Genomic DNA, 8,351 nt, shown 5'->3' with positions numbered 1-8,351 from the left:
TATTTTCAGAAGTTTTCGAAGAATTCTTCAACAACTTCAACCACTTGCGCTTCCGATCTCTCGTTAGCGGGAGGCGAATTCTACAGCGTTAATCGCTGCTGTCAACACCTCTTTTTCTCCGCTTTCGACCGAGAAGATCGAACCATTAAAAGAGCCAAACATCACTGCTCTTTCAACTCCTTCCAGGCTTCGATGATCTGAAGCAAGCCGCTGTCGAAAACCGTATAACTCGTTGAATCTCAAGGAGTTTTCCGTTTCGACTGCGCCGGAAGTGGGGCGAATTATAGACCTCTGGAATCTGCCGTCAACCGTTAATTTCGCTTTTCTTGCAGATTCTGCTTTTTGCCCAATAAACGCGGGATTCGTCTGGTCACCGGCGGCAGACGAAGCAGCAAAAGCGCCGCGCCTATAAAGGCATAAATCGTCCACTCCTCCAGATCAGCCCGCACGATCCACAGCATATGCAGCAAACCGAGCCCGAGAATCACGTAAACCAGACGATGCAGCTTCTTCCAGCGAGCACCCAACCGACGCTGACTATAGCGATTCGACGTCACCGCCAATATCAGCAAGCCGAGAAAGCCCAGTGCACCGACAATAATGTATGGCCGCTTGCGCAGCTCCACGCCCAGCTGAGACCAGTCGAATCCGAGGATAAACGCCATGTAGCTGAACAGATGCAGCGTCACATAGGCAAAACACCAAAGCCCCAACTGCCGGCGAACCGCAATCCACCCCGCCCAGCCGCTCAGCTTTTGCAGAGGTGTCATGCTCAGCGTGATCAACAGCAACACCAGCGTGCCAAGTCCAAGACGATCGACCAGCACCTTGCCCGGATCAGGCCCGAGCAGATCGGCGAACGCCTGATAGAACCACAGCAACGGCCAGATGGCCGCAGCAATGAAAACGCCCACTCGCCAGAACGGATAGCGCATCAGTAGTTCTTCCGCAGATCGAGCCCTGTATATAAAGAAGCGACTTCATCCGAGTAGCCGTTGAACATCTGCGTATCGCGCACATTCGGTTTGAACAGACTGTTTGGCAAGCGCCGCTCGCGAGCTTGAGTCCAGCGTGGATGGTCGACCGTCGGATTCACATTCGCGTAGAAGCCATACTCGTCGGCTGCGATGCTTTGCCAAGTGGTCTTCGGCTGCTCGCTGACCAGACTGATACGCACAATGGATTTCACGCTTTTGAAGCCATACTTCCATGGCACCACCAGACGCAACGGGGCGCCGTTCTGATTCGGCAGTTCGCGGCCATACATGCCCACCGCGAGGATCGCCAAAGGATTCATCGCCTCGTCCAGACGCAAGCCTTCGACATATGGCCAATCGATCAGGGCAAAACCGGAACGCTGGCCGGGCATGCTCTTGGGATCCTGCAGGGTTTCGAAGCGGATGTACTTCGCTTTGGAGGTCGGCTCGACCTGTTTGAGCAGGGCCGAAATGGGAAAGCCGATCCAGGGTATGACCATCGACCACGCCTCGACGCAGCGCAGTCGATAGATACGTTCCTCCAGTTGATACGGTTTCATGAAGTCTTCCAGTGCGTAGCGCCCCGGTTTACCCACCTCCCCGTCTATCACTACGCTCCAGGGTTCGGTTTTCAGGTCGCCCGCATTCGAAGCCGGATCGCCCTTGCCGGTACCGAACTCATAGAAGTTGTTGTAGTGCGTGGCGTCTTTATAAGGCGTGATCGCCTCGTCCTTGACGTCGACCGCCCCCCACTGAGTAGAAGGAAGCTTTTCGGCAAACCAGGCCGGCGCCTTGCCGGATTCGACATCAGAGTAGCGAGGGGCATCAGCGGCACTCGCCCAGCGCGGCAGGCTGCTTACGGCAATACCGGCAGCGGTAGCACCGAGCAATTGGCGACGGGAAAGATAAATGGCTTCAGGCGTGACATCCGACTCATGGCAGTCGGATGCTTTGGGGATCTTGATCAACATGACAACTCCGCAGCTTTGGAGGACAGGTGCACCCATAGACTGCGGAGTATGCGCGAAATTACATCACTCGGCGTTTTTGTGACGACGAAGACGCAACAGGTACTGCACCGGGCCGGACGCCGCGTAAGCGAGGAACACCAGCAGCAGAATGCGCGGCGGATCGCTGAACACAACAGCGAATACCAGCACCACCGCCAGGATCGCCACGAACGGCACGCGACCTTTCAGATCCAGCTCCTTGAAGCTGTTGTACTTGATGTTGCTGACCATCAGCATGCCGGCGGCCGCAACCATCAGCGCGACCAGGAACGACATCTTCGAACCCTGGATGCCGTAATCGCTGAACGCCCAGACAATGCCCGCCACCACGCCTGCCGCCGCTGGGCTGGCCAGACCGATGAAGTAGCGTTTATCCGCCGTGCCGACCTGAGTGTTGAAGCGCGCCAGACGCAACGCTGCGCCCGCCACATAGATGAAGGCGACCATCCAGCCAACCTTGCCCATGTCGCCCAATGCCCAACCGAAGGCCAGCAATGCCGGCGCGACACCGAATGCGACCATGTCCGACAGCGAGTCGTACTCGGCGCCGAAGGCACTTTGCGTATTGGTCATGCGCGCCACGCGGCCATCGAGGCCGTCCAGCACCATCGCGACGAAGATCGCGATCGCAGCGAAAGCGAAGTACTTGCTCGCATTCACCGAGTCACCGGCACTCAGGGCGGCCTGGGCGCTCATCGAGTTGATGATGGAGTAGAAGCCTGCGAACAGGTTGGCAGTGGTGAACAGGTTCGGCAGCAGATAGATACCACGATGCCGGACTTTGCGACCTTCAGCGTCGTGCCCTTCTTCGATGTGTTCATCGATGGGCAGCAGGCTTTCGGCGTCGGAAGCCTTGTTCGGCTCTTCGGGACGTTCGCTCATGGACATTACCTTGCAACGGTTTGGAAAAAATTCGACAGATGCTTGAGGACGACAGTTCGGCCACAAACGATGCAGCTTTATACCAGAAGCACCGGCCCAAACGAAAAAACGCGGCCGAGGCCGCGTTTTTCGTACAAGGGACGACGACTCAGTTCTTGGCTTTGTCGACGATCTTGTTGGCACCGATCCACGGCATCATGGAGCGCAGTTGCTCGCCGATGATTTCGATACCGTGAGCGGCGTTGTTACGACGCTTGGCGGTCATCGAAGGGTAGCCGGTTGCGCCTTCGCTGATGAACATTTTGGCGTATTCGCCGTCCTGAATACGTTTCAGGGCGTTGCGCATGGCCTGACGGGATTCGGCGTTGATCACTTCCGGGCCGGTTACGTACTCGCCGTACTCGGCGTTGTTGGAGATGGAGTAGTTCATGTTGGCGATACCGCCTTCGTACATGAGGTCTACGATCAGCTTCAGTTCGTGCAGGCACTCGAAGTAGGCCATTTCCGGCGCGTAGCCAGCTTCAACCAGGGTTTCGAAACCGGCTTTTACCAGTTCAACGGTACCACCGCACAGAACGGCTTGTTCGCCGAACAGGTCGGTCTCGGTCTCGTCCTTGAAGGTGGTTTCGATGATGCCGGTACGACCACCACCCACGCCAGCGGCGTAGGACAGCGCTACGTTCTTGGCATTGCCCGAGGCGTCCTGGTAGATCGCGATCAGGTCAGGGATACCGCCGCCTTTGACGAACTCGGAACGTACGGTGTGGCCCGGGGCTTTCGGCGCAATCATGATCACGTCGAGGTCGGCACGCGGAACAACCTGGTTGTAGTGAATCGCGAAGCCGTGGGAGAAGGCCAGGGTGGCGCCTTTCTTGATGTTCGGCTCGATTTCGTTCTTGTACAGCGAGGACTGGAATTCGTCCGGGGTCAGAATCATGACCAGGTCGGCAGCAGCTACGGCAGAGGCCACGTCGGTCACTTTCAGGCCGTGAGCTTCGGCTTTGGCAACGGTGGCCGAACCTTTACGCAGACCGACGGTAACGTCGACACCGGAGTCTTTCAGGTTGCACGCTTGAGCGTGACCCTGGGAGCCGTAACCGATGATGGCAACTTTCTTGCCCTGGATGATCGACAGGTCGCAGTCTTTATCGTAGAAAACTTTCATGAATTTCCCCTTATATCCGGCCGTTCAGGCCATGCGCTAATTTGGTTTAGATGCTGAGTACTTTGTCGCCGCGAGCAATGCCGGTCACGCCGCTGCGGACGGTTTCCAGAATCGATGCGGTGCCGATGGACTGAATGAAGCTGTCGAGCTTGTCGCTGGTACCGGTCAACTGAACGGTATACACGCTGGCGCTGACATCAACGATCTGCCCACGATAGATATCGGTGGTGCGTTTGATCTCGGCGCGCTGGGCGCCAGTGGCCTTGACCTTGACCAGCATCAGTTCGCGCTCGATGTGAGCGCTTTCCGACAGGTCCACCAGCTTGACCACTTCGATCAGCTTGTTCAGGTTTTTGGTGATCTGCTCGATCACTTCATCGTGGCCCACGGTGGTCAGCGTCAGACGCGACAGGGTCGGGTCTTCGGTCGGGGCCACGGTCAGGCTTTCGATGTTGTAGTTGCGCTGCGAGAACAGGCCGACTACGCGAGACAGAGCGCCGGGTTCGTTTTCCAGAAGCAGGGAAATAATGTGCCGCATGATTAAGTACGCTCCGTCTTGCTCAGCCACATATCGCGCATGGAGCCGTCTTTGATCTGCATCGGGTAGACGTGCTCGCTGGTGTCGACTGCAACATCAATGATCACCAGGCGATCCTTCATGGCAAACGCTTCAGCCATCTTCGACTTCAAATCTTTCGATTCGGTGATGCGTACGCCAACGTGGCCATAGGCCTCAGCCAGCTTGATGAAGTCAGGCAGCGATTCCATGTAGGAGTGCGAGTGACGGCTGCCGTAGCTCATGTCCTGCCACTGGCGAACCATGCCCAGCACACCGTTGTTGAGGATGACGATTTTCACCGGCAAGCCGTACTGCAGGCAGGTCGACAGCTCCTGGATGTTCATCTGGATACTGCCTTCGCCGGTGACGCAGGCCACATCGTCGTCCGGGAAGCTCAGCTTGATGCCCATCGCGGCTGGCAGACCGAAGCCCATCGTGCCCAGACCACCGGAGTTGATCCAGCGGTTAGGCTTGTTGAAGGTGTAGTACTGCGCAGCGAACATCTGGTGCTGACCCACGTCGGAGGTGACAAAGGCGTCGCCCTTGGTCACTTCGCAGAGGGTTTCGATCACGGTCTGCGGCTTGATCTGGCTGCCGTCGCCCTTTTCATAAGGGAACAGGCCGCGATCGCCACGCCATTCATCGACCTGCTTCCACCAACTGGCCACGGACTCCTTGTTCGGGGTCTCGCCGATTTCCTTGAGAATCGCGACCATTTCGGTCAGGACGCTCTCGACCGGACCAACGATCGGCACGTCGGCCTTGATGGTCTTGGAGATCGACGCTGGATCGATGTCGATGTGGATGATCTTGGCGTTCGGGCAAAACTTGGCCGGGCCGTTGATCACCCGATCGTCGAAGCGTGCGCCGACCGCGAGGATCACGTCGGCATGGTGCATCGCCAGGTTCGCGGTGTAGCTGCCGTGCATGCCGAGCATGCCGATGAACTGACGGTCAGTGCCAGGGAAAGCGCCCAGGCCCATCAAGGTATTGGTTACCGGCAGGTTGAGCATTTTTGCCAGCTCGGTCAGCTGCGCTGAGCCGTTGCCGAGGATGACGCCGCCGCCGGAGTACAGCACTGGGCGCTTGGCTGCCAACAACATTTCCGCTGCTTTGCGAATCTGCCCGGAGTGACCGCGAACGGCTGGGCTGTAGGAACGCAGCTTGGCTTTTTTCGGGAAAACGTATTCGAACTTCTCGGCCGGGTTGGTCATGTCTTTCGGGATGTCGACCACGACCGGACCCGGACGACCGGATTGCGCCAGGTAGAACGCCTTCTTCATGACTTCCGGGATTTCCGAGGCGTGCTTGATCATGAAGCTGTGCTTCACGATCGGCCGGGAGATACCGATCATGTCGGTTTCCTGGAACGCGTCGGTGCCGACCATGGTGCTTGGCACCTGACCGGAAATGATCACCATCGGAATCGAGTCCATATAGGCGGTGGCGATACCGGTGATGGCGTTTGTGGCGCCTGGACCGGATGTCACCAATACTACGCCGGCTTTACCGGTGGCACGGGCGTAGCCGTCAGCCATATGGGTCGCCGCTTGTTCGTGACGAACCAGGATGTGGGTCACTTCCGGTTCTTTGAACAGGGCATCGTAAACATGCAGGAGAGCACCACCCGGGTACCCGTAGATATATTTGACGCCTTCGTCACGCAAAAAGCGGACGAGCATCTCACCGCCAGATAAAAGCTCCACGTTGTTCACCTCTAAAACGCCAGAATACCGTCCACAAAAAGGGGCGGGTCTTAATAGGTTTACTTCTCGGCAGAGCATGAGCGACGGTGGTCGCCGACTACGTCAGCACTGACTGAGCAAGTATTGGGATCGTCCCAAGTGTTGCGGGCCTTTCCCACCCAGCGCGAGGTAACGCGTTGCGGGTGTAACAGGTCGGCGCGGATGTGCGCCTCATGATCTACCGAGTGGGTCTGCTTCTGGCAGTCCCTCTACAGCGGACTTTGGATTCTTCTGTTTCGCCCTCTGCAAGTCAAGTCGTCTGTTGGGTTAATTGTGGGTAAGCACATGAGAACGCAAGAAAAAACCTGAAAAGCGCTACTCTGTTAGCGTCAATTGCGCATTTTTACCAAGGAATCAGCATGCGAACGCTCCTCCTCACTCTGCTGATCGGCCTCAGCCCATGGTGCTCGGCTGCTCAAATCTACAAATGGGTCGATGCCCAAGGTGTCACGCATTTCGATGCGCAGCCGCCGCAGGGCCAATCGTCGACGACCGTACAGACGCCCTCCTCGCCCACGCCGAAAGCTGCGCCGATGCCGGGGGGTGGCGTGCTCGGCGATCAGAAGGCGATTGATACCAAGGTGAAGAAACAGGTCGCCGAGCAGCAGGCGCAACTCAAGGCGTTCTGCGAGCAGGCTCGCACGAATCTCGCGCAATTGCAGAACAATCCGCGCTTGCGTGAGGAAGTCGAGGGGGATGTGCGGCGGCTCGACGACGCGCAGCGTCAGGAGCGCATCGTCGAAGCGCAGAAGCAGATTGCCGAGAACTGTTCGTAGGCACTCTACCGGATCTGTGTGAGAGCTGTGTAGGAGCTGTGTAGGAGCTGACGAGTGGAACGAGGCTGCGATCTTTTGATCTTGCACTTCAACAGCAAAATCAAAAGATCGCAGCCTTCGGCAGCTCCTGCACAACCGTATTCAGCGCGAAGCGGTGATCAGCAGGTCGAACTCTTTGAGCAGCACCTGCAACTGACGATCCTTGCCGCCAAGGTTGCGCTGGGCGAAGACCATTTCCGCCATTTCCTGAATGCCCGAGGCGTTCGGCAGCGGCAGGTCCTGTTCGAGGATCATCTTCATGCGCGGCAGGAAGATCCATTGCAGCCACTGCTCGAAGTCCAGCGTGTCGACCGAAAACGGCTCGACACTGCTCAGGGCCTCGGCCGACGGTTCGACCTCATCCCACCAGCCCAAAGCGCGCAGTTCTCGCTCTATCAGCAACAGATGATCGGCTATTTTCGGGAAGCGCGCGTCCATCACAGGGAAACCTTGGCCTTCTGACGGGCCTGAGCAGCGCCGGCGGCATCGCCTTGTTTCTCACGTGCCTGGGCGATGATTTCCCACAGGCTGGCTTGCAGATCCGGACGACCATTTGCCATGGTCAGCGCGCGACGGGCGAACTGCTCGGCTTGCGGGGCATCGCCCTGGGCCATGCGCACCTGCGCCAAACGGTACAGTACTTGCGGCTCTCGCGGGGCGACACGTTGCGCCCGCTCCAGGCTGGAAGAGGCACCGTTGAGGTCGCCGCCGGCCTGCTGTTGTTGCGCGGTGGTCAGCAAGGCAAGCACCGGGCCGTCCAGCTGCTCATCCGCCGACAGGCCGCCACTGCTGGCCGAAGGAATGCCACTTGGCGTGGAAGGCATGTTGTAGCTGCCGGAATTGATCGGTGCCGACTCAACCGCCGACGGGTTATACGGCCCCGATGTGATACCGCCCGAGGCCGGGCCCGGGACGATCGGCGAAGAGCTGATCGGTGTCGACACCGCAGCACCGCCGCCCGGCACCATCACCACCACGCCGGTATCGCCCTGCGGAATCGCCTGAGTCTGGCCCTGCGCCGGGCGCTTGACCGTGGTCTGGCGGAAACCGCCATTGGCGCCGATGCGTTCACTGTTGGACACGGCTGTGCCCGAATCCACCACGGGAATCGAACCACGCTGTACGGTGGAGCAGCCGCTGAGCAAAGCCACGGCGGTCACCGCTGGAATCAACCACTTGTTCACTTGAAACCCTCTTT

Annotated in this window: 10 protein-coding genes; 1 reads left to right on the top strand and 9 read right to left on the bottom strand. The window is 58.3% G+C overall.

What is annotated here, in order from left to right; translation table 11 throughout:
* Positions 1-63: 63 nt before the first annotated feature.
* The 7 genes from DCO47_RS27045 to DCO47_RS12825 form a co-directional block, all read right to left on the bottom strand.
* Positions 64-243, bottom strand: a complete 180-nt coding sequence (locus tag DCO47_RS27045) for a hypothetical protein (protein WP_165839206.1) — start codon at positions 241-243, stop codon at positions 64-66.
* Between the two features lie 68 nt (positions 244-311).
* On the bottom strand, positions 312-935 hold the full coding sequence (msrQ, locus tag DCO47_RS12850) for a protein-methionine-sulfoxide reductase heme-binding subunit MsrQ (protein WP_042610447.1): 624 nt from the start codon (positions 933-935) through the stop codon (positions 312-314).
* Positions 935-1,948 (bottom strand): protein-methionine-sulfoxide reductase catalytic subunit MsrP, encoded by a 1,014-nt coding sequence (gene msrP / locus DCO47_RS12845; protein WP_064364145.1) that lies wholly within the window; start codon positions 1,946-1,948, stop codon positions 935-937. Before msrP ends, msrQ begins: the two co-directional genes overlap by 1 nt.
* A gap of 63 nt (positions 1,949-2,011) precedes the next feature.
* A complete protein-coding gene (gene pssA / locus DCO47_RS12840; RefSeq protein WP_016773182.1) occupies positions 2,012-2,869 on the bottom strand; it encodes a CDP-diacylglycerol--serine O-phosphatidyltransferase in 858 nt (285 codons plus the stop codon).
* Positions 2,870-3,017: 148 nt separating this feature from the next.
* Positions 3,018-4,034 carry a ketol-acid reductoisomerase gene (gene ilvC / locus DCO47_RS12835; RefSeq protein ID WP_003228216.1) on the bottom strand — a complete coding sequence of 339 codons (1,017 nt, stop codon included), beginning with the start codon at positions 4,032-4,034 and terminating at the stop codon, positions 3,018-3,020.
* A gap of 46 nt (positions 4,035-4,080) precedes the next feature.
* Positions 4,081-4,572: an acetolactate synthase small subunit gene (ilvN, locus tag DCO47_RS12830; RefSeq protein ID WP_003176102.1), complete on the bottom strand. Its 492-nt coding sequence runs from the start codon at positions 4,570-4,572 to the stop codon at positions 4,081-4,083.
* 2 nt (positions 4,573-4,574) lie between these two features.
* On the bottom strand, positions 4,575-6,299 hold the full coding sequence (locus DCO47_RS12825; protein WP_065616944.1) for an acetolactate synthase 3 large subunit: 1,725 nt from the start codon (positions 6,297-6,299) through the stop codon (positions 4,575-4,577).
* 398 nt (positions 6,300-6,697) lie between these two features.
* On the opposite strand from DCO47_RS12825, the gene DCO47_RS12820 reads away from it, so the two are divergent.
* Entirely contained in the window at positions 6,698-7,114 is a 417-nt protein-coding gene (locus DCO47_RS12820) for a DUF4124 domain-containing protein (RefSeq protein WP_042610450.1), read from the top strand.
* A 141-nt stretch (positions 7,115-7,255) separates the two neighbouring features.
* Here DCO47_RS12820 and DCO47_RS12815 read toward each other — a convergent pair whose 3' ends face one another.
* Complete coding sequence (locus tag DCO47_RS12815) at positions 7,256-7,591, bottom strand: YqcC family protein (protein WP_064364144.1); 336 nt, start codon at positions 7,589-7,591, stop codon at positions 7,256-7,258.
* Positions 7,591-8,337: a M48 family metallopeptidase gene (locus tag DCO47_RS12810; protein ID WP_116658211.1), complete on the bottom strand. Its 747-nt coding sequence runs from the start codon at positions 8,335-8,337 to the stop codon at positions 7,591-7,593. The genes DCO47_RS12815 and DCO47_RS12810 overlap by 1 nt, the downstream gene beginning before the upstream one ends.
* Positions 8,338-8,351 lie beyond the last annotated feature (14 nt).

It is taken from the genome of Pseudomonas sp. NDM, assembly GCF_003105095.1.
Taxonomy (GTDB): domain Bacteria; phylum Pseudomonadota; class Gammaproteobacteria; order Pseudomonadales; family Pseudomonadaceae; genus Aquipseudomonas; species Aquipseudomonas moraviensis_A.
Note: the sequence above shows the minus strand (reverse complement) of the source record. Positions and strands in the feature narration are given on the sequence as shown.